Below are 22,066 nucleotides of genomic sequence, written 5' to 3'. Positions count from 1 at the left end.
GTTCGAAATCAGGTCAACCGGTTGGGCGAACTCCAAGCGCTCAGACGGTGGCCGCGGCCGACCGCACGCCCTTCGCGAGATCCGCCGCCAACGCGCGCACGGCACCGTCACCCTCGGCGACGGCCGACACGAACGCCGACCCGACGATCACCCCGTCCGCGAACCCGGCGATCTCGGCGGCCTGCGCCCCGTTCCGCACACCCAGCCCGACCCCGACCGGGATCGACGTGTGCTCGCGGACCCGCGCGACCAGCTCGGGAGCAGCGGACGACACCACGTCGCGGGCACCCGTGACGCCCATGACGGCGGTCGCGTAGAGGAAGCCGGACGACGCCTGAGCGGTCATCGCGATGCGTTCCTCGGTCGACGACGGCGCCACCAGGAAGATCCGGTCCAGGCCGTGCGCCTCGGAGGCCGCCATCCAGTCGGAGGCCTCGTCCGGCACCAGGTCCGGCGTGATCAGCCCGAGCCCACCGGCGGCGGCCAGGTCGCGGGCGAACGCGTCCACGCCGTAGCGCAGCACCGGGTTCCAGTACGTCATCACGACCGCGCGCCCACCTGCGGAGGCCACCGCGGACACCACGTCGAACAGGTCGCGCACCCGGAAGCCCTCACGACGCGCCTGCTCGGCGGCGGCCTGGATGGTCGGGCCGTCCATCACCGGGTCGGAGAACGGCAGACCGACCTCGACCAGGTCGCAGCCGGCCTCGACCATCGCCTTGAGGTGCTCCTTCGAGCCCTCGACGGTGGGGTAGCCCGCGGGCAGGTAGCCGATCAACGCGGCCCGCGACTCGGCGCGCGCGACCGAAAACACGTCGGACAACGACATCAGGCCTGTCCCCCGTCAGCGAGGCCGAAGTACTTCACGGCCGTGTCCATGTCCTTGTCGCCGCGCCCCGAGAGGTTCACGACCAGCAGGCCGTCCGGTCCGAGCGACGGGCCGAGCTTCAGCGCGCCGGCCAGCGCGTGCGAGGACTCGATCGCCGGGATGATGCCCTCGGTGCGCGAGAGCAGGGCGAACGCCTCCATCGCCTCGGCGTCGGTGACCGGGAAGTACTCGGCGCGGCCGATGTCCTTGAGGTGCGAGTGCTCCGGGCCGACACCGGGGTAGTCGAGGCCCGCGGAGATCGAGTGGGCCTCGGTGATCTGGCCGTCCTCGTCCTGCATGACGTACGACATCGCGCCGTGCAGCGAACCGGGCGTGCCGGCGGTCAGCGTCGCGCCGTGGCTGCCCGAGTCGAGGCCCGAACCGCCGGGCTCCACGCCGACCAGGCGCACGTCGGTGTCGTCGATGAAGCCGTGGAAGATGCCGATCGCGTTCGAGCCGCCACCGACGCAGGCGACGACGGCGTCGGGCAGCCGGCCGGCCTTCTCCAGGACCTGCTCACGCGCCTCGATGCCGATGACGCGGTGGAAGTCGCGCACGAGCAGCGGGAACGGGTGCGGGCCCGCGGCGGTGCCGAGCAGGTAGTGGGTCTCGTCGACGTTGGTGACCCAGTCGCGCAACGCCTCGTTGATCGCGTCCTTCAGCGTGCGCGAGCCGGACTTCACCGGGATGACCTCGGCGCCCAGCAGGCGCATGCGGGCGACGTTGAGCGCCTGCCGCTCGGTGTCGACCTCGCCCATGTAGACGACGCAGTCGAGGCCGAGCAGCGCGCACGCCGTCGCCGTCGCCACGCCGTGCTGGCCCGCGCCGGTCTCGGCGATCACGCGCTTCTTGCCCATGCGCTTGGTGAGCAGCGCCTGGCCGAGCACGTTGTTGATCTTGTGCGAGCCGGTGTGGTTGAGGTCCTCGCGCTTGAGGAACACCCGCGTGCCCGCGTGCTCGGCGAACTTCGGGGCCTCGGTCAGCAGCGACGGGCGGCCCGCGAAGTCCCTGAGCAGGCGCTTGAACTCGTTCACGAACTCCGGGTCGAGCCGCGCCTTGTCGTACTCCGCTGCCAGCTCGTCCACCGCCGCGATCAGGGCCTCCGGGACGAACCGGCCACCCCACGGGCCGAAGTGGCCACGTGCGTCGGGATCGTGCGGCGTGGGCGTGAACTGGCCCATCGGGTAGCTCCTCTAGCGCTGTTGGCAGTGCGTTACCGGCTCGGCCTCGGGCACGCCGGGTGCGAACCGGCGGTCACGAGCTTGTTCACGGCGGCCTTGGGGTCGCCGCTGGTCACCAGGCTCTCGCCGACGAGCACCGCGTCGGCGCCCGCCCCCGCGTAGGACATCAGGTCGCCGGGCCCGGTCACGCCCGACTCGGCGACCTTGATCGTCTCGAAGGGTAGCCCCGGCGCGATCCGGCCGAAAACGTCCTTGTCGACCTCCAGCGTGTGGAGGTTGCGGGCGTTGACGCCGATGACCGACGACCCCACCTCCAGCGCCCGGTCGGCCTCCTCGGCCGTGTGCACCTCGACGAGCGCCGTCATGCCGAGCGACTCCACCCGGTCGAGCAACGACGCCAGCGCGTTCTGCTCCAGCGCCGCCACGATCAGCAGCACCATGTCCGCACCGCGCATGCGCGCCTCGTGCACCTGGTACGGCGACACGATGAAGTCCTTGCGCAGCAAGGGGATCTTCACCGCTCTGCGCACCGCGTCGAAGTCGGCGAGCGACCCGCCGAAGCGCCGCTGCTCGGTCAGCACGCTGATCACCGAGGCGCCACCGGCCTCGTAGGCCGCCGCGAGCTCGGCCGGCTCCGGGATCTCCGCCAGCGCGCCCTTCGACGGGCTCTTGCGCTTGACCTCGGCGATGACGCCGACGTTCGGACCACGCAGCACCGACATCACATCGAGTGGAGGGGCGGTCTTGGCCGCGCGCTCCTTCACGACGTCGAAGGACAACTGCGCCTCGCGAGCGGCGAGATCCTCACGCACACCTTCGAGGATCGATTCGAGAACCGTCACAGTCTTGCTCCCCTTCCCGCTGTGGGGATGCTAACCCCGCCGGAGTAACGCCCCGGCCACCGGGGGTTCCGTGTCCACGCAGCTAGCCGTGGCCATTCGCCTGTCACATGCACGAATGCCAATGGATGATCTTCACTCGTCAGTGTCAGTCCGGGCCGAGCCCCTACCGTCAGTCGACCCACCGGCCGGACCGTCGGTCGGGTCGTCGCCCCGTTCCAACGCGCGCCACATGTCCTTCTCGGGGTCCTGCACGCGGGCTTTCTGCCCACCCATCCCGATCTTCGGCATGCGGGCGCCGAAGAACACCTGGACCGCACCGGCGGCGGCCACGAGCACGCCGCCGGCGATCGCGAGCCAGTGACCGCCGAACGCCGCCGTGACGCCCACGACGACCAGCAACGCCCCGAGCACGCGCCTGGCCACGCCGCTCGTCGCGACGGCCGCCGCCACCGCGGCGAGGCTCAGCAGCGCGACCGGGACCAGGTCCGCACCCCAGAAGGCACCCGCCGCGCCCACCAGCAGGAGCACGGCGATCCACAGTGGACGGCTACCGACCGTCAACAGCGGGCTTCATCGTCTGGGCGGTCGCGATCGCGGCCAGCACCGCGCCCGCCTTGTTCAGGCACTCGTTGTCCTCGGCCAGCGGGTCCGAGTCGGCCACGATGCCCCCGCCCGCCTGCACATATGCGACGCCGTTCCGCACAAGCGCGGTCCGGATCGCGATGGCGGTGTCCGCGTCACCGGCGAAGTCGAAGTAGCCGACCACGCCGCCGTAGAGGCCGCGCCGGGTGGGCTCCAGCTCCTCGATGAGCTCCATCGCGCGCGGCTTGGGCGCACCGGAGAGCGTGCCGGCCGGGAAGCAGGCGGCGACGGCGTCGTAGGCCGTCTTGCCCTCGGCCAGCTCACCGGTCACGGTCGACACGATGTGCATGACGTGGCTGTACCGCTCGACCTTGAAGAAGTCGACCACGTGCACCGAGCCCGGCTTGCAGACCCGGCCCAGGTCGTTGCGGCCGAGGTCGACGAGCATCAGGTGCTCGGCGCGTTCCTTGTGGTCGGCCAGCAGGTCCTTCTCCAGCAGGGCGTCCTCCTCCGGGTCCTCGCTGCGCCAGCGGGTGCCCGCGATCGGGTGGGTAGTCGCCTTGCCGTCGCGCACGGTGACCAGCGACTCGGGGCTGGAGCCCACGATGTCGAAGCCCTCCAGGCGCAGCAGGTACATGTACGGGCTGGGGTTCGTCGCGCGCAGCACCCGGTAGATGTCGAGCGCGTCGGCGTCGGTCTCGATCTCGAACCGCTGCGACACCACGACCTGGAACGCCTCACCCGCCCGGATGGCCTCCTTGGCCTTCTCGACGGCCGCGAAGTGCTCGGCCTGCGAACGCCGGCGGCGGAACTCGGGCTTGGGCCGGGAGAACACGGCCGCGGTCGGCGGCGCGGGCGTGTGCAGCGCCTCGGTCATCTCGTCCAGCCGCCGCACCGCGTCCTCGTAGGCGGCGTCGACGTTCTCCGGCGAGTCGTCCCAGTTGATCGCGTTCGCGATGAGCGTGACCGTGCCCTCGTGGTGGTCGAGCGCGGCCAGGTCGGTCGCGAGCAGCATGACCAGCTCGGGCAGCTGCAGGTCGTCCTCGGCGATGCTCGGCAGCCGTTCCAGCCTGCGCACCGCGTCGTAGCCGATGTAGCCGACCATGCCACCGGTCAGCGGGGGCATGCCGGGCAACGGGTCGGTGCGCAGCACCTCGATGGTCTCGCGCAACGCCAGCAGCGGGTCACCACCGTCGGGCAGCCCGACCGGCCGCGTGCCGGTCCAGTAGGCCTCACCACCGTTGGCGGTCAGCGCCGCCGAGGACCGCACGCCGATGAACGACCAGCGCGACCACGAGCGCCCGTTCTCCGCGGACTCGAAGAGGAACGTGCCCGGCCGGTCCGCCGCGAGCTTGCGGTAGAGCCCGACCGGCGTCTCCGCATCGGCCAGCAGCCTGCGCACGACCGGGATGACCCGGCGGTTCACCGCCAGCTCGCGGAACTCCTCACGCGTGGGACTCACGGCCCCCAGTCCAGCGGCGGCCACAGCCCCGATGACGCTCACCATGCCACCAATTGTTGCATAAATTCAACAACTGTTGAACTATGGCTCCCGTGGACCAAGTGAACCAGAAACGGCGAGGCCGCCGCGCCGCGGGCGAGGACACCAGGGCCGCACTGCTCGCCGCCGCCCGCGAGACGTTCGTCGAGAAGGGCTACGACGGCGCCACGGTCCGCGCGATCGCCGCCCGCGCCGGCGTCGACGCCGCGATGGTCAACCACTGGTTCGGCGGCAAGGAGGGCCTCTTCGCCCAGTCCGTCCTGCAGCTCCCCTTCGACCCGGCCGAGATCCTCCGCCGCCTGCTCGACGGCCCGGTCGACGAGGCGGGCGAACGCATCATCCGCACCTTCGTCACCGTCTGGGACGCCACCGGCGGCGGCACCTTCGCGGCCCTGATCCGCAGCGTCACCAGCCACCAGGAGGTCGCGAACGCCCTGCGGTCGTTCTTCATCAACGCGATCTTCAAGAACCTGCTGACCGAGATCGGCGCGCAGGACCGCGACCTGCGGGCGACGTTGTGCGCCACGCAGATGGTGGGGCTGGGGATCGTGCGGTACGTGGTGCGGTTCGAGCCTCTGGCGTCGGCGGACATGGAGACGGTGGTGTCGGCGATCGCGCCGAACATGCAGCGGTACCTGACGGGTGACCTGAGCGGGTCCTGAGCCGCCGTCCGACAGCGGCGACCTGCTCCAGACGGGTGGTGAGTCGCAGTTCCCCCGTTCACCGGTCCAAGTTTCGCAACCATGGCCGTTTGGTGACGAACGGGCGCCGGGGGTTCGATGGCGAAGCAGGACAGCACCACCGAGTCGTGGTTGCGCCGGGACATGGAGTCCATCCTCCACCGACTCGTGCAACGCCCCGAGTTCGCCCAAGAGATCAGACGCCTCGCGTTGAAGCCGTGGCGGGTGCCCCACGACGTGGCGAGGGACCCGATCGTGCTGGCTGGAGCCCGCAGGGCGTACGCGCTGCTGGAGAAGGGCCGCCGGGCCCTGGCAGCGCACCGGGCCCAGGAGCCCGAGCTGCAGCCCGAAGATCAGGTCGTCACGCCGGTGCAGGACCGGATGGTGCGCGTCGCCGCCGGGCTCGCGATCGCCTGGATCGTCGTGCTGCTGCTCTTGGGATCTTGGCTGCCGGCCGTCGTGGGGTGGGTCGGCACGGGGGTGGTCGCCTGCGTGGTCTGGGTGCTCATGCGGCTCGGGCTCACCCCCAGCGTCCGGAGCTGGCTCCGCTGGGCGCTGGACCACCTCAGGCTGATGGCGGGATTCCCGGCCAAGTGGTGGGACCAGCGGCAGCACCTCAAGGTCGACGTCCTCGTCCCCGAGCTCCGGGAGTGGCTGCACCGGCAGACCACGCCGATGCTCGCCGTGGAGCTGAAGCTCCGTGACGCCAGCGGTCTGACGTTGCCTTCCGGCTACGGCCCTCTTGTGCGGACAGCCGCAGTGAAAGCGTGCGCCCGCGAGGTCAACAGGTCGATGCCGGGAGCGGTCGGGCTCGCCGGGGCCCGCGGTGCCGGGAAGTCGACCATCATCGAGCGTGCCGTTCGCAACGAGTTCACCGCCCACTCCCGCGGGCCGATGCTCGGTGTCCTGACCAGCGCACCCGTGCGTTACGACGCCAGGGACTTCGTGCTGCACATCCACAGCCAGGTCTGCCAGAAGGTGCTGGACCTTCTGGCCGGCCCGCGCGAGTCGCGTGGGTCCGAGAGCCGGCGCGAATGGGACCGTCTGCACCGCGTGCACCGGTTCCGCGCAGCGCTGGCGGACGTTGCGCGAGGGTTCGTGCGTGCGGCGTTGCTGCTCGGATCAGCGGTGGGAACCGCCGCAGTGACCTGGCAACGACCTTGGCACCAGCTCGCCGACGTCGGCGCCGCGTGGCAGACCGTTGTCCAGTTCGCGCTGGACGTGCGCGCCCGTCCTGCTGAGCAGCTGCGCCAGCTGAGCTGGCAGCACGCTGTCGCGGTGCTGTGCTCGGTCCTGGTGACAGCGGCCTTGGTGACCTTGTTGCGCAGGCTCGTGTGGCCGGTCTGCGCTGGGACGGTGGTCATGCTGTGGCGGCTGATCCGCAGCAGGATCGGTCGGGTGCGTCCACACCCGGATCACACGGCGCTGCGGAAGATCGCCGAACAGCACTTGCGCCGCAACCGCTTCCTGCAGACTCACACCGAAGGCTGGTCGGGCAAGGTGAGCGGGCCGCGGGGCACCGATCTCGGTGTGAGCAGGTCGCTGGCGCGGACAGAACAACCCTGGACGCACCCCGAGGTGGTGCAGCGCCTGCGGGACTTCCTCGAGCTCGTCGTCGAGGTGCTGGAGGTGGAGCCGATCGGGCTCAGCGGGATCGTCGTGGGGATCGACGAACTGGACAAGATCGCCGACCCCGACGACGCGCACCGGTTCCTCAACGAGATCAAGGGGATCTTCGGCGTCGAGCACTGCCTGTTCCTCGTGTCGGTGTCCGACGACGCGCTGACCGCGTTCGAACGTCGCGGCATGCCGGCGCGAGACGCCTTCGACAGCGCGTTCACCTCGATGATCCACGTCAGGCCGTTCACACTGGAGCAGTCCCGAACTTGGCTCGCACAACGCGCTCTGGGTATCCCCGAGCCCTTCGTGTGGTTGTGCCACTGCCTTTCCGGCGGCTTGCCGAGAGACCTGGGGCGGGTCGCGATCGTGTTGCACGACCTCAACACCGAACACACGCGACTTGGCGCCATGACCCGCGCGTTGGTGTTCCACGACCTGGCGCTCAAAGTTCGCGCGTTCGTGCACACCGCAAGACGGTCCAGTCGAACCGAAGAAGACGATCCCGGGCAGCCCCACTCGTTGATCAGCGACCTGCAGGAGGTCGCCACGATCGAGCACTACGAACTGGAGGAGTTGGCGCTGCACATCTGGCCGGAGTCAGCAGGCCCTCCGCGGACCGAGGTGGAGAACCTCCGCGCGGAGGCCGCCTGCTACCTGCTGTTCTGCCTGACCCTCATCGAGGTTCTGCACGACGAGTGCGACCCGACGGCCCTCCTCGAACCTGTCGTGAGCACATCGACCAGACCTGACGAGGAGGAGGTGAACGGGGTCGTCATGCTCGCGCGGATCCGCCAGCACATGTCGGTCGACATACCGCTGGCCCGGGACACCCTCGCCGGCTTCCGGGCCAGGCTGCATCCGCGCGCCTAACGGTCATGCGTCGGCGAGCAGCACCGTGGCGTCGAAGCAGGTGCGGTCCCCCGTGTGGCACGCCGCGCCCACCTGGTCCACCACGAGCAGCAACGTGTCGCCGTCGCAGTCCAGCCGCACCTCGTGCACGTACTGGGTGTGCCCGGACGTCTCACCCTTCACCCACAGCTGCTGGCGGCTGCGCGAGTAGTAGGTCGCGCGGCGCGTGGTCAGCGTGCGGTGCAGCGCCTCGTCGTCCATCCACGCCACCATCAGCACCTCGCCGGTGCCGCGTTGCTGGGCGACCGCGCAGACGAGGCCGTCCGGGGTGCGCTTGAGACGCGCGGAGACGGCGGGATCGAGCGGGCTGCTCAACGGGGACCTCCGAGTTGTTCACGAGCGGGTCCGGTGTTGAGCAGAACCACTCCGTAGATGTGCACGGCGGACAGCACGCCGGACGCGACACGGGCCCACACCGGACCGTCGGCGAGCACGATCACCAGGTGCAGCACGGCGACGAGCACGAACGCGACCATCGCCGGGTAGTGCACGAACCGCAGGCCCAGCAGCAGGCAGGCGGCGACCGGCAGTTCGACGAGTGCGAGGAACGACGGCAGCTTCAGCACGTCCGCGTCGCCGCTCGCGCGCCACAGCACCAGGCCGATGACGAAGAACACCAGCGCGCCGCCGAACGCCACCGCCGCCGACACCAGCACCTCCGGCGACCTCCGCCGGGTGGTCATCGCACGACCACGCCCGCGTGCCGCAGGCCGTCCTTCACCTCGCCGATGCGCAGCTGTCCGAAGTGGAACACGCTGGCCGCGAGCACCGCGTCCGCACCGGCCGACCGCGGCGGAAGTGCCGACCGCGCCGGCGCCGCCGCTCGCGATCAGCGGCACGTCGACCTCGCGGCGCACCAGCTCGATCAGCTCCAGGTCGAAGCCGGCCTTGGTGCCGTCGGCGTCCATCGAGTTCAGCAGGATCTCGCCGACGCCCAGCTCCTGGCCGCGCGCCGCCCACTCGACCGCGTCGATGCCCGTGCCGGTGCGGCCGCCGTGCGTGGTGACCTCGAACCCGGTCCCGCCCGGCACGCGCCGCGCGTCCACCGACAGCACGATGCACTGCGCGCCATAGCGTTGCGAGCACTCGCGCAGCAGCTCGGGCCGCGCGATCGCGGCGGTGTTGAGGCTGACCTTGTCCGCGCCGGCGCGCAGCAGCCTGTTCACGTCCTCCGGGCTGCGCACACCACCGCCGACCGTGAGCGGGATGAACACCTGCTCGGCTGTGCGGCGCACCACGTCGTAGGTCGTCTCCCGGTCGCCGCTCGACGCGGTGACGTCCAGGAACGTCAGCTCGTCGGCACCCTCGGCGTCATACGCCCTGGCGAGCTCGACGGGGTCGCCCGCGTCGACGAGGTTGGTGAAGTTGACGCCCTTCACCACCCGGCCCCGGTCGACGTCGAGACAGGGGATGACACGGACAGCGACCGACATGCGCGAAAGCCTACAAGCCGCGCATCGGGACTACGCTGGGACACCATGATCACCGAACTCGGCGAGGGCCAGTACCTGCTGCTGACGACGTTCCGCAAGGACGGCACGGCCGTGCCCACCCCGGTCTGGGTGGTGCCCGGCGACAACGGCGTGATCTACGCGTGGAGCGCCAAGGACACCGGCAAGGTCAAGCGGATCCGGCGCAGCGGCGACGTGGAGGTCGGCGCGTGCAACTTCAAGGGCGACCCCAAGGGCGAGTCGGTGAAGGCGCGGGCGCGGCTGCTCGACGACGACGCGAGCGACCTGGTCCGGGCCAAGATCGCGAAGAAGTACGGGATCTCCGGCTGGCTCACGGTGACGGGCAGCAAGCTGCGCCGCGGCCGCACCGGCACGATCGGCATCGAGATCACCGCCGCCTGAATCCGCCCGCAGCCGCCTGAAACACCGTACCGGAACGTCAACCCGAGGTTGACCGTCCGCAAGCCGTCAACCTACAGTTGACGCATGATCCAGTTGCCCGATCTCATCGCCGCGGTCGAGGGCGAGGCCGACGACGTGCTGGGCAAGCTGACCAGGGCCGTCGAGCTGAGCGGGCAGCTGAGCGAGCTCGGCGACCACCTGGTCGGCCACTTCGTCGACGCGGCGCGGCGCGAGGGCCTGAGCTGGGCGGAGATCGGCGAGAGCATGGGCGTCACCAAGCAGGCGGCGCAGAAGCGGTTCGTGCCGAGGGAGTCGCCGGAGCTCACGAAGCCGTCGATGGACCGCTACACCCAGCGCAGCCGGCGTGTGATCGCGTTGGCGCGCCACCACGCGCGGTTCAGCGAGCGGATCGGCACCGAGCACCTGCTGCTCGGTCTGCTGGACGAGTCGGGCGGGCTCGCGGCGAAGACGATCGCGAAGCTGGAAGCCGGTGACGGCAGCACGCGCCTCGCCGTGCTGCACCGGTTGGACAAGGAAGCCAAGCAGCGCCCCGACAAGCAGCCCTACACGACGCACTGCAAGAAGGCCTTGGAGCTCGCGGTGCGTGAGGCGTTGCGGCTGGGCCACATGTTCATCGGCACCGAGCACATCCTGCTCGGCGCGCTGCTCGTGGAAGAAGGGACCGCGGCCGCCGTGCTCAACGCCACCGGCGTCACGCACGCCGCCGCGGCCGCTCACGTCCAGCAGATCGTCAACGAACCGCGGCCAGCGCTTCCGGGAGCGTGAAAGCACCGGCGTACAGGGCCTTGCCGATGATCGCGCCCTCCACGCCGTCGCGGGACAGCTTCGCCAGCGCCACCAGGTCGTCCACACTGGACACACCGCCCGAGGCGACGACCGGTGCGTCGGTGCGGGCGCAGACCTCGGCCAGCAGGTCCACGTTCGGGCCGGTGAGCGTGCCGTCCTTCGACACGTCGGTGACCACGTACCGCGAGCAGCCGTCGCGGTCGAGCCGGTCGAGCACCTCCCACAGGTCACCGCCGTCGGAGGTCCAGCCGCGGCCCTTGACCCGGTGGCCCTGTTCGGTGATGCGGACGTCGAGGCCCACGGCGATCTTGTCGCCGTAGCGGGCGATGGCCTTCGCGCACCACTCCGGGTCCTCCAGCGCCGCGGTGCCGAGGTTCACCCGCGCACACCCCGTGGCCAGCGCGGCCTCCAGCGACGCGTCGTCGCGGATGCCACCGGAGAGCTCCACGCGCACGTCCAGCTCGCCGATCACGCGCGCCAGCAGCTCGCGGTTCGAGCCACGCCCGAAGGCGGCGTCCAGGTCGACCAGATGCACCCACTCCGCCCCGTCGCGCTGCCACTGCAGGGCCGCGTCCAGCGGCTCGCCGTAGTTCGTCTCGGTACCGGCTTCGCCCTGCACGAGGCGAACGGCACGACCGTCGGCCACGTCAACAGCGGGGAGGAGTGTGAACGTCACCCGCTCAGCCTAGCGTCCCCCAGCACGAGGGCCGCGACGCGCTCCTGGGCGTCGGTGGCCCGCGGGAACTTCGCCGGAACGGGCGTGCCGGGCCCGGTCGCGGCAGGTCCGACGCCCGTCCACGGCCCGAAGACCATGATCCCGGCGAACTGCGGGTGCTGCTGCGCCAGCGCCAGGTACATGTACTGCGTGCTTTCCAGGTCGGCGTCGGTCCTGCCACCGCACCCCGGCTGGGGCGCTGCTTCCGGCAGCAGGAACAGCTCCTTGCCGGGCGCGCGTTCCTCGAGCTTCGTCATGCGGGCTTCGAGCGCGTCGTAGCCGATGCAGTACTCGTCGAACCCGACCCAGTCGACGGCGGCGGGCACCTGGAAGTCGTCGTCAACCTGGATTCCGGCCTCGATCAGCATCACCTTCTTGTCCGGGAAGGTGTCCTTGATCTGCGTGGCTGAGTTCTCGACGTCCGCGAAGCTCGCGCCGTGGTGGAACGGCTCGTCCTGCAGCACGAACCCGGCCACGCGGTCGAGGTGCGGCCGCACGTGCTCCGCGAGGCGCTGCCAGCGTTCGGTGGCGTTCGGGTACAGCGGGCAGCCGGCCGCGTCGCAGTCGAAGAACTCGTTGCCGGTGTGGACCACGCACCCGGCGGGCGCGCAGTCGTTCAGGACCTCGGGGCGGTAGGCGTCGAAGTCGCTGATCTGCACCCAGTTGAGGTTGCTGCGGCCGCGGACCTCCGGCAGGTGGTTGCCGCCGGCCTGGGTCAGGCGTGCGCCGAAGTACCCGTAGTAGCGCAGGTTCGAGCCGGGTCGCTTGCGCAGGTCGTCGGAGTTGAGGGCCTCGATCTTCAGGTCGTCGACGAGGCTGACGGTCCTGTTGTCGTCGGAGTAACGCCCCAGGTAGACCCACAGCCGCTCGGCCGGCACCGCGGTGCCCAGCCGGATCGCCCGGCGCTTGCCGTTGACGGTGAGGTCGAGCATGTCACCGCCGAGCGTGAGCGTGACGTCGAACGAGCCGTCGGCCTTCGCGGGCACGAAAGCGGGCAGGGTCACGGCCGGACGGCCGGGTTGGAAGACCTGCACGCCTCCGTTGGCACGCACCAGGAAGCCGAGGTCGATGTCCTGATTGGACACATATCCCCAGCTGTTCGCGCTGCGGCTGAGCGCGATCGACGACCAGTCGCCGGACGTGCGGTCGCCGGCGACGGGCGTGAGCGTGGCGGAGATCGTGCTGCCGGTGGACGGCGCGTCGAGCCGCACGGCGGTGGTGCCGAGGTGCATCGACAGCGTGCCGCGGTGGCTCGGGTGGTTGACCTGCGCGTACCACGGCCGCGGCACGTCACCGGTGTTCCACCGGCCGGACACCCGGCTGTAGGTCACCGCGCCGGTGCCCTGGCGTTGGTCGAGGTTGTCGTTGAGGCCGTACGTGGGGTCGGCGTCGACCGCGCCGGTGAAGGTGTCGTGGAACGGTGCCGGTGCAGCGCTCGCGCCCCCAGGCACGGCGACAGCGGCGGCCGTGAGAACGGCCACCGTCAGCAGTCGTGTGATCACGACAAGCCAGTCAACCAGTTCCGCAGCAGCTGTGCCCCGGCATCGCCGGACTTCTCCGGGTGGAACTGGGTCGCCCACAGCGGCCCGTTCTCGACCGCGGCCACGAACTCGTCCCCGGCGTGGTCGGCCCACGTCACCAGCGGCGGGCGGATGTGCTCGGCCGGTTCCAGCTCCCACTTGCGCACGCCGTAGGAGTGCACGAAGTAGAACCGGGTGTCCTCGTCCAGGCCCGCGAAGAGCTTGGACCCCTCCGGCGTGCGGACGGTGTTCCACCCCATGTGCGGCACGATCGGCGCGTCCAGCCGCTCGACGGTGCCCGGCCACTCGCCGCAGCCCTCGGTCAGCACCCCGTGCTCGATGCCGCGCTCGAACAGGATCTGCATGCCCACGCAGATCCCGAGCACCGGCCGCCCACCGGCCAGCCGCTCGCCGATGATCCGCGCCCCGCGCACCGAGTTGAGGCCCTCCATGCACGCCGCGTAGGCCCCGACACCGGGCACGACGAGCCCGTCGGCGTCCTTCGCGGCCTTGGGGTCCGCGGTCACCTCGACATGGGCGCCGACCCGCTGGAGCGCGCGCTCGGCGGAGCGCAGGTTGCCGGAGCCATAGTCGAGTACGACGACGCGAGGTGCCACGACGTCCAGGTTAGTCGGTCGGCGCGGCTCCCTGCGTCACCGGGACGACCGGGAGCGCGGTGTTGACGGGCTTGCGCCTGACCAGCTGGTTGGCCGCGGAGGCCAGCGCGGCGTAAATCACCACGACGCTGCCGCCGAAGGCCAGCGCGAACACCCACCACGGCAGTCCGAAGGCCAGCAACCCGGCCAGCAGCGCCAGCCAGATCGGCGGGATCAGCGCCTTCGGCCAGCTCGGCGTGCGCGGCGGGGCGAGCGGGGTGATCCACGCGTCCGCCCTGCCCTCGTCGGCGAGCTCGGCCACCAGTGCCACCTCGGGCAGCCCGAACTCCCGCAGGAACCTCGGCACCGCGTCCACACCGTTGCGGTGGTCGCCGAGCGCGTGCAGCACCTCGGTGACGTCGGCCCCGGTCAGCGCGGCGGTCCGCTCGGCCGCGGCGAGGCGGGCCTTCTCCTTGCCGCGCTGGTCCAGCAGGCCGCTGAACGCGCGGTCGGCGGCCCGTCCGACGGCGCTCGACCGCTTCGCGGCCGCGAGCATCCCGACCACCTCGTCGTGGCCGCCCCAGAACCAGCCGCGCCCGATCGGGGTGGCCGCGGTGAACGGGTAGCAGGCGGCGGCGCTCTCGTTCCACACGAACAGCGCTGCGCGGTCGGCGACCTTGCGCACGCGTGCCGCCATCAGCACGGCCTCGGCGAGCTTGATGTCGAGGGAGGGCAGCAGCACCGTCCCGGAGTGCACGGGGACGAGCGCCGCGGGACCGATGTTGGCGCCGTGCATGGCCTTCTGCAGCTCGGCGGCGTTCAACGGGGTCCAGATCAGCATTCTCACGCGCGACATCATTCCCCCTCGGCCGCGCGAGCCCAGGCCGACATGCCCAGGACGTCGAACTCCGGGAACGGGTCACGCCGCCGCGCGCGGCTGATCTGCAGCGCGGTGTACGTGACGGCCAACGGCACCGACGGCAGCGCGACCAGGTGGAAGAGCGGCGGCAGCTGCCACAGGAAGACGATCAGGGGCAGCGCGAGGACGGCGGTACCGGACGCGACGGCGTGCACGACCCGGTTCCCGGCGGCGAAGGGCTTGCCGGGCGGTTCCGCCATGCCGTGGCGTTCGCCGATGAACGTCTCCCACCACTTCTTCTCGTGGTGCGGCACGGCGTCGTCGGCCTCGCCCGCGTCGATCCGGCGCAGCGCGGCGGCTTCGGAGTGGAACCCGACCTCTTCCAGTGCGGTCGTGAGCGCGGTGAGGCCGTGTCCCTCGGCGGCGCGCGCGGCGTCGGCGAGCCAGCCCAGGCCGTCCGGCAACCGTTGCGGCGGTGCGGGTTCGAACGACCTGTCCGGCCCGAAGCGCCAGCCGCGGAGCTTGCCGTCGAAGTGGACGAGCCACGCGGTGGTGTCCGTCCACAGCAGACCCACCGTGGCGCTGCCCTGGATGCGGAGCAGGCGCAGGTTGTCGTGTGCGGACGGGTGCGGCGCGGGACCGAGCACGAATGTTCCGTGCGGAACCGGCACCAGCAACCTGGGCCGGGCGCCGCGCCGGTTGAGCACCGTGCGCGCCGACTCCGCGTCTGCAGTGGTCCAGGTGACCACACGTGGGGTGTGCACGATCAGGCATCTTGCCCGATCGTGCACCACTACCACCTCTAAACGGTGCGGGACGGCGCACCGGTCCAGTCATCCCCCATGACTGCGAACATGTTCCTTCACCCCCTGAAGAAACTCCGCACAGCACTCCCCAGCCCCACCACGTCGAGGTCATGAGCGGCGTCATGGTCCTCGGCCGTGCCGTAGTTGCGGAGCTCTGCGTGCCGTTTGACACCTGTACAACGAACGCGGTGCGGGATTTGTTGCAAACTTTCGGAAATCAGATGAGCTGAAGTTCCCTCGAGGTACGGCTCCACCACCAGTACGTCGGCATGGTCCGTGTCCGCCACCGCTTTGCGCAGACCGTCCGAGTCGAACGGTCGAATCGTCGACGCGTACAACACCGTGACGTCGGCCTTTTCCGCTTCCACGGCCTTCAGCACACGGTCGAGCACCGGTCCGACTGCCACGACGACCCCGCGTTTTCCGTAACGCAGCGCGGTGAACCCCTCACCCACCGGATACGCCTGCGCGTTCTCGTGCAACGAAAGCCTCATGTAGACGCGGTTGTCATTTTTGAGGGCTTCCTTGAGCAGAGGAGCGACTTCTTCCGGATGCCCCGGCACGTGTACTTCCCACCCCGGCAGCGTGTCGAACAACGCGACGTCTCCCGGCGACTGGTGCGTGCGCCCCCAAACCGGGTCGTCATATGACGCCCCGATACTCACGAACACCGCCCCCACGTCCTGATGGCCGATATCGAGCTTGATCTGCTCGTAGGGCCGTTCGACGAGAAACGGCGCGTAGCTGTGCACGACCGGCCTCAGCCCCGTGAGCGCGAGGCCGGCCGCAACGCCGACCATCGTCTGCTCGCGAATACCGACGTCTACTACTCGTTCGTGGTCTTGTGGAAAGTTGGCCGCCGAGATCACCGCGGTCACAACGGCGACCCTCGGATCCGTGTGCAGCGCTTCGGTGACCGTCTTGATGAACGCCTCACGCATCGTCATCAGTAGCTCTTCTCCGTCCTGGCGACCACGACGTTCGGCCGGTCGTAACGCGCGGTCAACGCCTCGTAGATCGCCTCGTGGTCGCGCCCGTCGATGGTCGCCGCCGCCCAGCCCTCGACCGCGAACCGCTCCTGAACCCCGCCGGGCCAGCCGTACCACGCGGACTGGTTGTCGATCACGATCGCGGTGAGGTTCGTGACGTCCAGCCTGGCCGCCACCGCGATGGCCTCGTGGTTGCTGCCCTCGTCCAACTCCCCGTCCCCCACCAGCACGAACGTCCGCCCCGCACTCCCCGCGACCCGCTGCCCGATCGCCGTCCCCACCGCGATCGGCAACCCGTGCCCGAGCGACCCGCTGCTGATCTCCACCCCGTTGACGAGCACGCGGTCGGGGTGCTGCCCGAGCGGGCTGTCCCACGACGTCCAGTCGTCCAAAATGGACTCGTCGATGAACCCCTTGTCCGCGAGCACCGCGTAGTACGCCATCGGCCCATGCCCCTTGGACAGCAGAAACCGGTCCCTGTCCGGATCATCGACGGTCGCCGGCGACACGTTCAGCACGCGGTCGTACAGGACCCAGAGCACGTCGATCGTGGAAGCCGCCGCCCACTCGTGCTTCTCGTCCCCGGTCATCCTCGCGAAGAACTCTGGTATCCGTTGCATGCCACCAACTCTTCAACCTCCACCACACTGGAGGTCAAGCCGATAGGATGATCAGGTGAGCAAGCTGCCCGAACTGCTGACCATCGGCCAGGTCGCCGAACGCAGCGGCGTCCCCCACACCGCCCTGCGCTTCTACGAGGACCGCGGCCTGATCGGCTCGGTGCGCACCGCCGGCAACCAACGCCGCTACCAACGCTCCGTCCTGCGCCGCCTCGCCTTCATCCGCACGGCCCAACGAGTCGGCCTCACCCTCGAAGACGTCCGCGACGCCCTCGCCCAGCTCCCCGACAACCGCACCCCCACCAAGTCCGACTGGGAACGCCTCTCCCGCTCCTGGAAGACCGAGCTCGACGCCCGCATCGACGCCCTCTACCGCCTGCGCGACCGCCTGAGCGGCTGCATCGGCTGCGGCTGCCTGTCGCTGCGCAGCTGCGCGCTGCAGAACATCGACGACGAGCAGGCCGAGCTGGGTCCGGGGGCGCCGCGGCTGAAGCCGGCGCTGGAGGGTGGGACGGCCTGACCTGCGAGGCACCCGCCTGGCCTGCGGGCACCAGCTCGACCTGGGAGGCACCCACCTGACCTGCGAGCACCGGTTCGACCTGGGAGGCACCCGCCTGGCCTGCGAGCACCGGCTCGACCTGGGAGGCACCCGCCCCTGAGCTGGAGGTTCACGGCCCGGCGGGTTCACATCTCACCCAGGTCCGCCTCGCCACGGGGTTCCCGGCCCGACGCCGAGCTTCACCTCTCACCGGTCCTGGCCCAACCCCGAATCTCCCCTTCCACCGGCCCCGGCCCAACCCTGCGCCTCACCTCTCACGGGTCCCATCCCGACTCTGCGCCTCACCTCTCACCAATCCCATCCCAACCCTGCTCCTCACCCCTCACCAATCCCCACCCGACCCGCACCTCACAGTCCCCGCCTGACCCGACAACACCTCCTCCCAACCCCGCACGCCACCAACCCGAGCCCGAGACCACCCGCCCCCGCCCCGCGTTTCCTTATCCGGGGGCGGAGATGACCACGGGATCCGGACCCGACCCGCACACCCAACAAGACGCCCCCACCCCGCATCCAGGACAAGCTTCACCCGTCCGAGTGACCCACCGAGCCCCGAAAACCGCTCGCCCCTCTGTGCTTCCATGGGAAGCCATGGACGAAGAAAGAATGATCCGCCTGTCGAAGCGGATGTCGAAGGCCCTCCGGCACCAGCCGGAACGCGTCGGCCTCACCCTCGACCCTCACGGCTGGGTCAGTACCGCCGACCTCCTCGCCGCGCTGCACATCAGCCGCGACGAGCTCGACGAGGTCGTCCGCAGCAACGACAAGCAGCGGTTCACCGTCGACGGGGACCGGATCCGGGCCAACCAGGGCCACAGCGTCGAGGTCGACCTGGCGCTGCAGCCGCAGATGCCGCCGGACCAGCTGTTCCACGGCACGGTCAGGCAGTACCTCGACGACATCATGCGCGACGGGCTCCGGCCGATGGCGCGGCACGACGTGCACCTGTCGCCCGACCGGGAGACCGCTCGCCGGGTCGGGGCGCGGCGGGGGCGGCCGTTGGTCCTCGTGGTGGACGCGAAGAAGATGCACGCGGACGGGCACGAGTTCCGGGTCAGTGCGAACGGGGTGTGGCTCACCCAGCACGTGCCCGCCGGTTATCTGGGGGAAGCGTGAAGGAGGTCGTCGAGAGCGGGTACGACGCGATCGCGCGGACCTACCTCGAGTGGTCCGCGGAAATCAGGGACGATCCCCGCGCGCACTACCTGGGCGTGCTCGACCAAGAACTCGCGAACAACGCCGACGTGCTCGAGCTCGGGTGCGGGGCGGGTGTTCCGTCGACCAGGAGGCTGGCGGAACGGCACAACGTCACCGGCGTCGACCTGTCGCGCAAGCAGGTGGAGCTGGCCGGGGAGAACGTGCCGAACGCGAGGTTCGTGAAGGCGGACATGAGCGTCGTCGGCTTCGAGGAGCACAGTTTCGACGCCGTGGTCGCCCTCTACTCGATCCTGCACCTGCCCAGGGCCGAGCAGCCGGGGCTGTTCGGCAGGATCGCGCGGTGGCTGCGGCCCGGTGGGGTGTTCCTGGCCTCGCTCGGCACGGGTACGCCGGACACGACGGAACGCTGGCTCGGCGTGGACATGTTCTTCGGCAGCAACACGCCGGAGCGCAACCGCGAGCTGCTGGAGGAGCACTTCACCGTCGAGGTCGACGACCTGGTCACCATGCACGAACCCGGTCCGGCCACCTTCCAGTGGGTGCTCAGCCGCAGGTGAGGTCAGGGGGCGCCGAGCCGACGTAGCGCTGCCACTCCTCCGCGGTCAGGTCACGGCCGGCCGACGTGCACGCGGCACGCACCCAGTTCTCCGCCGAGAGGTCCCACGAACGCAGGTCGGTCTCGGACACCGCGGTCAGCACGCGCTGGTCGCCGTCGAACGCCATCCCGATCCGGCCGTAGCGGCTCACCTGCGGAGCGAGGCGGATCTCGCCCACCTGCTCGCCGGTCACCGCGAAGACCACCATGACGCGGTCGCGGCGCATCTGGGTCACGAACGTCGAGCCGGCGGCGATGCCCGGCAGGTAGCTCGGGTCGGTGCGGAACGAGTGCCGCCGCACGGAGCCGGCGAGATCCCAGACCTCGATGCTGTCCGAGCGCTGCACCAGCAGGCTGTCACCGGTGAACGTCACCGACGACGCGCCGCCGCCCGGCAACGAGCGGCGCGCGCCTGAGACAGCGTCCACCAGTTCCACGGAGGTGGGGGTGACGACGACGGCAGAAGAAGCGTCGGGGCTCACGGCGGCAAGGTGCGGGGAGGGGCGCCAGCCGTCCTGGTCCAGTCTGCGGCCCAACGGGATCGTGCGCGCGGCGGCGAGGTCCGCGCCCTCCAGGACCTGGACGTCGCCCAGCTCGTTCACCGTGACGACGCGGCGTTCGTCGGCGGAGACGCCCATCGCGAGGACGTCCGTGGCGCTCACCTGGCCCTGCCACCGGGCGAGGCGGCGCATGCCGTCGCGCACCTCCCAGGTTTCGCCGATGCCGTCGGGTGTGGTCACGACGTACAGGTGGTCGCCGCGCCACACGGCCGGTCCGAACGCGTCGGGTGGGTCGACGGTCAACGCGCGCGTGTCCACCGTCAGCTCCGCGCCTGCCGTGATCGCGGTTTTGCCGTTGGACACCGCAACAGACGCCGCGGGGCAGGCCGTGCACACCAGCGGGACCTGGACGGGCAACGTCGACCCGATGCGGGTGTTGGCGGTCAGGTCCCACAGCACGAGCTGGTCGCGTGCGGCGGAGACCAGGTGGTCGTTGTCGCCCAGGAACTCCACGAACGGTGTCGCGCTGTTGCCCTCCAGCCGCAGGCGTTCGCCGGGGTCGGGACCGGTCATGTCGTAGACGAAGATCGTGCCGGTGTCGGCGACGGCCGTGCGGGCGCCGTCGTTGCTCACGCCCACGGACGACGGGCTCGCCCGGCCGGGTGGGACGCGCCGCTGCGGGGCGTTGTGGGCTGGAGCGGTGGCCGTGGTGTGCCACAGCTCGGTCCCGTTCTCCCAGGAGTAGCCGAGGTGGGCGCCGTCGGCCGACAGGCCGGGGGTGACACCGTTGCCCGGCATGACGTTGGCCGGGGTGGCCGACTTGACGTCCAGCGTGGCGGGCGCGCGGCGCACCCAGTTGTCGTAGGAGACTTCCAGCAGCGTGTCGTCGTCGGTCATGCGCAGGAACAGCAGCGGGAACGTGGTGTCCGCGCGCGTGAGCACCCGGTCCGTCTGTCCATCGTGGACGATCCGGGTACCGGCCGAGGCGCCGGAGTCGTCGGTCGCGGTCGCCGTCGTGCTGTACACCGCAGAAAATCGGCCGGACGGTGACACCGCGGCCAGCACGTCCGGGTCGCCGTCCGGGAGGTCGAAGGTCCGCACACCGCCGGCAACGTCCCAGCGCAGCCCGGAACCGGCCGAAGCCGCCGCGACCACGCCTCCGTCGGCGCTGATCGCCACGGAGCGCACCGGCCGGTCGCCGAGCCGCTGTTCCGACCGACCGCCGGCCAGGTCGAGCCGGACCACCCGCCCGTCCTCGGTGCCGGCCACCACGACCTCGCCGTCGGCGGACGCCGCGAGCGACGACCACGCGCCCACGGACACGTACCGGTCGAGCTGCGGACTCGCCGTCAGCGCCTGGAACAACGCCGCGCGCGTCTGCCCGTTCGCCTCGACCCGGTAGGCCTCGGCGGCCAACGCCTGGGCCAGCGACAGGTCCGTGCGCAACGCGGCCACCGCCGCGGACGCCAGGCCGCGCGCGGAAGCGGTCCGCGCCTGGGCGCGAGCGGAATCCCGTTGTCCCACCGCGAGAAAAGCCGCTATCAGCACGCCGACGGTGAGCAGCACCAGGGCCGCCACCGCGCCGCGTGCCAGCCGCACGGTGCGGCGGTGCTGGCGGATGTGCTCGCCGACCAGGTCGTCCTTGGGCACGCCCCGCACGGCGCTCGCGATGTCGGCGACGGCCTCGCGCAGCCGCGGGTTCGACGGGTCGACCTGGCCCGCCGAGCGCAGCCACCGCAGGTCGACCCAGCGCGGTTCCTGGCCCAGCGCCACCCGCAGCGACGGCGGCACCGACGACGAGTACTCGCCCGACGTCAGCACCACCAGCACCTGCTGCGCCGACCGGTGTGCCAGCCACCAGTCGACCTCGCGGTTCACCCACGTCGACGCCGCCGCCTCCGGTGACGCCAGCAGCACCAGCCACCGGGACCGGCCCAGCGCGGCCTCGATCGAGGTCCACAGGCCCGGGTTGGCCGACAGCGAGGCGTCGTCGAGGAACACCCGCAACGCCCGCTGCCGGTACCAGGGCTTCGCGAACCGCTGGACCCCGCGGTGCAGCTCAGGCGCGAGCGTCCCGTCCAGAGCCCGGCTGTACGAGATGAACGCGTCGTATCCGGGCTCGTCGCTCACAGGCCTGATTCTGACGGCAAGGCGCAAGTGGCGCGGCTCGGAACGTTGCCGTGGTGATTCGCGGTCAGACGGCCGCATCGTGGTGCCGCCCGCGCGCCCTCGTACTGGACCGTGTGGGGGCGCGGGGGCGGTGCCGCGAGGTGGCCTGCTGAGCGTGAATTTCCCGTCGACGTTAC

General features: G+C 70.6%; 23 protein-coding genes and 1 pseudogene. 8 read left to right on the top strand and 16 right to left on the bottom strand.

The features are described from left to right. Positions 1 to 40: 40 nt before the first annotated feature. The 5 genes from trpA to BBK82_RS23335 form a co-directional block, all read right to left on the bottom strand. Positions 41 to 829: a tryptophan synthase subunit alpha gene (gene trpA / locus BBK82_RS23355; RefSeq protein WP_065916908.1), complete on the bottom strand. Its 789-nt coding sequence runs from the start codon at positions 827 to 829 to the stop codon at positions 41 to 43. Further along, positions 829 to 2,049 (bottom strand): tryptophan synthase subunit beta, encoded by a 1,221-nt coding sequence (trpB, locus tag BBK82_RS23350; RefSeq protein WP_065916907.1) that lies wholly within the window; start codon positions 2,047 to 2,049, stop codon positions 829 to 831. Before trpB ends, trpA begins: the two co-directional genes overlap by 1 nt. Positions 2,050 to 2,081: 32 nt before the next feature. Continuing rightward, positions 2,082 to 2,891: an indole-3-glycerol phosphate synthase TrpC gene (gene trpC, locus BBK82_RS23345; protein ID WP_065916906.1), complete on the bottom strand. Its 810-nt coding sequence runs from the start codon at positions 2,889 to 2,891 to the stop codon at positions 2,082 to 2,084. Positions 2,892 to 3,023: 132 nt separating this feature from the next. After that, the gene (locus BBK82_RS23340; RefSeq protein WP_065916905.1) at positions 3,024 to 3,419 is read right to left on the bottom strand and encodes a Trp biosynthesis-associated membrane protein; all 396 of its coding nucleotides are present in this window, start codon (positions 3,417 to 3,419) and stop codon (positions 3,024 to 3,026) included. A 19-nt stretch (positions 3,420 to 3,438) separates the two neighbouring features. Further along, positions 3,439 to 4,980, bottom strand: a complete 1,542-nt coding sequence (locus BBK82_RS23335) for an anthranilate synthase component I (RefSeq protein ID WP_065916904.1) — start codon at positions 4,978 to 4,980, stop codon at positions 3,439 to 3,441. Positions 4,981 to 5,018: 38 nt separating this feature from the next. Between BBK82_RS23335 and BBK82_RS23330 the strand changes: the two genes are divergently transcribed. After that, positions 5,019 to 5,636: a TetR/AcrR family transcriptional regulator gene (locus BBK82_RS23330; RefSeq protein WP_065916903.1), complete on the top strand. Its 618-nt coding sequence runs from the start codon at positions 5,019 to 5,021 to the stop codon at positions 5,634 to 5,636. A 117-nt stretch (positions 5,637 to 5,753) separates the two neighbouring features. Continuing rightward, the gene (locus tag BBK82_RS23325) at positions 5,754 to 8,144 is read left to right on the top strand and encodes a hypothetical protein (RefSeq protein WP_065916902.1); all 2,391 of its coding nucleotides are present in this window, start codon (positions 5,754 to 5,756) and stop codon (positions 8,142 to 8,144) included. 3 nt (positions 8,145 to 8,147) lie between these two features. Here BBK82_RS23325 and hisI read toward each other — a convergent pair whose 3' ends face one another. The 3 genes and pseudogenes from hisI to hisF form a co-directional block, all read right to left on the bottom strand. After that, complete coding sequence (hisI, locus tag BBK82_RS23320) at positions 8,148 to 8,498, bottom strand: phosphoribosyl-AMP cyclohydrolase (RefSeq protein ID WP_065916901.1); 351 nt, start codon at positions 8,496 to 8,498, stop codon at positions 8,148 to 8,150. Then, positions 8,495 to 8,866, bottom strand: a complete 372-nt coding sequence (locus BBK82_RS23315; protein WP_065916900.1) for a hypothetical protein — start codon at positions 8,864 to 8,866, stop codon at positions 8,495 to 8,497. The genes hisI and BBK82_RS23315 overlap by 4 nt, the downstream gene beginning before the upstream one ends. After that, positions 8,863 to 9,616, bottom strand: a pseudogene (hisF, locus tag BBK82_RS23310) (imidazole glycerol phosphate synthase subunit HisF). Before hisF ends, BBK82_RS23315 begins: the two are co-directional and overlap by 4 nt. A gap of 45 nt (positions 9,617 to 9,661) precedes the next feature. Between hisF and BBK82_RS23305 the strand changes: the two are divergent. Then, entirely contained in the window at positions 9,662 to 10,036 is a 375-nt protein-coding gene (locus BBK82_RS23305) for a PPOX class F420-dependent oxidoreductase (protein WP_065916899.1), read from the top strand. A gap of 84 nt (positions 10,037 to 10,120) precedes the next feature. Continuing rightward, positions 10,121 to 10,822: a Clp protease N-terminal domain-containing protein gene (locus BBK82_RS23300; RefSeq protein WP_065916898.1), complete on the top strand. Its 702-nt coding sequence runs from the start codon at positions 10,121 to 10,123 to the stop codon at positions 10,820 to 10,822. Here BBK82_RS23300 and priA read toward each other — a convergent pair. From priA to BBK82_RS23265, 7 genes are all read right to left on the bottom strand, one after another. Beyond that, the gene (priA, locus tag BBK82_RS23295; RefSeq protein ID WP_065916897.1) at positions 10,788 to 11,519 is read right to left on the bottom strand and encodes a bifunctional 1-(5-phosphoribosyl)-5-((5-phosphoribosylamino)methylideneamino)imidazole-4-carboxamide isomerase/phosphoribosylanthranilate isomerase PriA; all 732 of its coding nucleotides are present in this window, start codon (positions 11,517 to 11,519) and stop codon (positions 10,788 to 10,790) included. The two genes, BBK82_RS23300 and priA, sit on opposite strands and share 35 nt — an antisense overlap. Continuing rightward, positions 11,516 to 13,060 carry a hypothetical protein gene (locus BBK82_RS23290; RefSeq protein WP_065916896.1) on the bottom strand — a complete coding sequence of 515 codons (1,545 nt, stop codon included), beginning with the start codon at positions 13,058 to 13,060 and terminating at the stop codon, positions 11,516 to 11,518. Before BBK82_RS23290 ends, priA begins: the two co-directional genes overlap by 4 nt. Further along, entirely contained in the window at positions 13,057 to 13,695 is a 639-nt protein-coding gene (gene hisH / locus BBK82_RS23285; RefSeq protein ID WP_065916895.1) for an imidazole glycerol phosphate synthase subunit HisH, read from the bottom strand. Before hisH ends, BBK82_RS23290 begins: the two co-directional genes overlap by 4 nt. Before the next feature lie 10 nt (positions 13,696 to 13,705). Continuing rightward, a complete protein-coding gene (locus BBK82_RS23280; RefSeq protein ID WP_154697447.1) occupies positions 13,706 to 14,521 on the bottom strand; it encodes a hypothetical protein in 816 nt (271 codons plus the stop codon). An 8-nt stretch (positions 14,522 to 14,529) separates the two neighbouring features. Continuing rightward, positions 14,530 to 15,297 (bottom strand): hypothetical protein, encoded by a 768-nt coding sequence (locus BBK82_RS23275; RefSeq protein ID WP_154697446.1) that lies wholly within the window; start codon positions 15,295 to 15,297, stop codon positions 14,530 to 14,532. Positions 15,298 to 15,395: 98 nt separating this feature from the next. Next, positions 15,396 to 16,286 (bottom strand): transketolase family protein, encoded by an 891-nt coding sequence (locus BBK82_RS23270; RefSeq protein WP_071812655.1) that lies wholly within the window; start codon positions 16,284 to 16,286, stop codon positions 15,396 to 15,398. Beyond that, the gene (locus BBK82_RS23265; RefSeq protein ID WP_065916892.1) at positions 16,286 to 16,948 is read right to left on the bottom strand and encodes a thiamine pyrophosphate-dependent enzyme; all 663 of its coding nucleotides are present in this window, start codon (positions 16,946 to 16,948) and stop codon (positions 16,286 to 16,288) included. Before BBK82_RS23265 ends, BBK82_RS23270 begins: the two co-directional genes overlap by 1 nt. Positions 16,949 to 17,003: 55 nt before the next feature. Between BBK82_RS23265 and soxR the strand changes: the two genes are divergently transcribed. From soxR to BBK82_RS23250, 4 genes are all read left to right on the top strand, one after another. Then, a complete protein-coding gene (gene soxR / locus BBK82_RS23260; RefSeq protein ID WP_065916891.1) occupies positions 17,004 to 17,468 on the top strand; it encodes a redox-sensitive transcriptional activator SoxR in 465 nt (154 codons plus the stop codon). Next, on the top strand, positions 17,455 to 17,607 hold the full coding sequence (locus BBK82_RS50440) for a hypothetical protein (RefSeq protein ID WP_154697445.1): 153 nt from the start codon (positions 17,455 to 17,457) through the stop codon (positions 17,605 to 17,607). The genes soxR and BBK82_RS50440 overlap by 14 nt, the downstream gene beginning before the upstream one ends. Before the next feature lie 491 nt (positions 17,608 to 18,098). Then, positions 18,099 to 18,623: an RNA 2'-phosphotransferase gene (locus tag BBK82_RS23255; RefSeq protein WP_065916890.1), complete on the top strand. Its 525-nt coding sequence runs from the start codon at positions 18,099 to 18,101 to the stop codon at positions 18,621 to 18,623. Beyond that, a complete protein-coding gene (locus BBK82_RS23250) occupies positions 18,620 to 19,222 on the top strand; it encodes a class I SAM-dependent methyltransferase (RefSeq protein WP_065916889.1) in 603 nt (200 codons plus the stop codon). The genes BBK82_RS23255 and BBK82_RS23250 overlap by 4 nt, the downstream gene beginning before the upstream one ends. Here the strand turns inward: BBK82_RS23250 and BBK82_RS23245 are convergent. Beyond that, positions 19,209 to 21,890: a TIR domain-containing protein gene (locus BBK82_RS23245; RefSeq protein WP_065916888.1), complete on the bottom strand. Its 2,682-nt coding sequence runs from the start codon at positions 21,888 to 21,890 to the stop codon at positions 19,209 to 19,211. The two genes, BBK82_RS23250 and BBK82_RS23245, sit on opposite strands and share 14 nt — an antisense overlap. Between the last annotated feature and the right edge of the window lie 176 nt (positions 21,891 to 22,066).

Source organism: Lentzea guizhouensis, from assembly GCF_001701025.1.
Lineage (GTDB): Bacteria > Actinomycetota > Actinomycetes > Mycobacteriales > Pseudonocardiaceae > Lentzea > Lentzea guizhouensis.
This window is presented reverse-complemented; position numbering and strand designations above follow the sequence as displayed.